The 1,314-nt window shown below is 47.6% G+C and carries 1 protein-coding gene; it reads left to right on the top strand.

What is annotated here, in order from left to right:
- Nucleotides 1-86 precede the first annotated feature (86 nt).
- A complete protein-coding gene (locus tag QUA90_RS30340) occupies nucleotides 87-1,286 on the top strand; it encodes a transposase (protein ID WP_333448789.1) in 1,200 nt (399 codons plus the stop codon).
- Nucleotides 1,287-1,314: the final 28 nt, after the last annotated feature.

Below are 1,314 nucleotides of genomic sequence, written 5' to 3'. Positions count from 1 at the left end.
CCTTACAAGTGTAGGTTTTTTACAATGAAGAGGAACAACAGATATAGAGACTGGACGGGTCAGCCCATCATCTAGCTTTGAGACTTATGCTGAAAAATCACTACCTGAAACAGTGGATGAGCATTGTCAGCTATCATCTGCCAGAGCTAACCCTACCTCAAGCATCAGGGCTAGCGACTTGGAGTTTTGGGATGGTAATGACGCAATCGAGTAGCCTGACAAGAGTGTCCCACTTCATTGCGACACTGAACCAAGAAAAATTCAACACGGTACGGCAAAGGCTGAAAGAATGGTATCAGGAAGCTCAAGCTAAGAGCGGAGTTCGGCGAGGAAACAAACGCGCTGAACTACAAGTGAGCCAATATTTTGCCCCATTATTGCGGTGGGTGTTGAATTTATGGCCGAGCCATGTGAAACAGCTACCTTTGGCGATCGATGCGACCAATATCGGACAAACCTTCACGGTTTTATCAATAAATGTTCTCTATCGCAGTTGTGCCATCCCTGTCGCCTGGAAAGTGGTCAGAGGCACAGAAAAAGGAGCTTGGAAGCCACACTGGCAAGAGCTATTTGAGTCAATCAAACCAGCCGTTTCCTCAGAGTGGATGGTCATCGTTTGTGCTGACCGAGGACTTTATGCCGATTGGTTATATCACCAGATTGTCAGCCAGGGTTGGCATCCATTTTTACGGATTAATCATCAAGGTACATACCAGCTCGACGAGCAGACACAATGGCAGCGTCTGGCAGATGTCGTTGACAAGCCTGGGCTGAGTTATTCAGCACCCGTGACTTGCTTTAAAACCAATCCTCTAGGGTGTACTTTGTTAGCTTGTTGGCAGCCTGGTTATCAAGATCCGTGGCTGATTGTGACTGATTTAGCCCCAGAGGTTGGCAATCCACTTTGGTATGGCTTACGCTCTTGGATTGAGTGTTCTTACCGAGATTTTAAATCTGATGGTTGGCAATGGCATAAAACTCGTTTGCGTGACCCACTGCGAGCTGAGCGCCATTGGTTGGCAATGGCAGTAGCAACTCTCTGGATGGTGACTGTTGGAGGCGGGGCCGATTCAGCTCCCCCAGAATCCCTATTTGAACAACTTCCTCAAGGGCATATTGCCAAACAGCGTTCCCGACGCTCTGATCGTGGGCGTCAGTTATCTTGTTTTCTTCAAGGCTTACTCAATGTGGTGGCTAATTTGCTCAATGGTCAGCCGATTGTTCTAGGGCGCTTGTTTCCTCAATCTTGGCCCTCTTGTTGGCCTGTTGTTTCTAACACCTCCTAATTGTAAAAAACCTACACTTGTAAGCTCC

Source organism: Microcoleus sp. D3_18_C4, from assembly GCF_036702355.1.
GTDB lineage: Bacteria > Cyanobacteriota > Cyanobacteriia > Cyanobacteriales > Microcoleaceae > Microcoleus.
Note: the sequence above shows the minus strand (reverse complement) of the source record. Positions and strands in the feature narration are given on the sequence as shown.

Coding starts and splice junctions, on each gene's coding strand:
- QUA90_RS30340 (WP_333448789.1), top strand. CDS start 87: ATGCTGAAAAATCACTACCTGAAACAGTGGATGAGCATTGTCAGCTAT.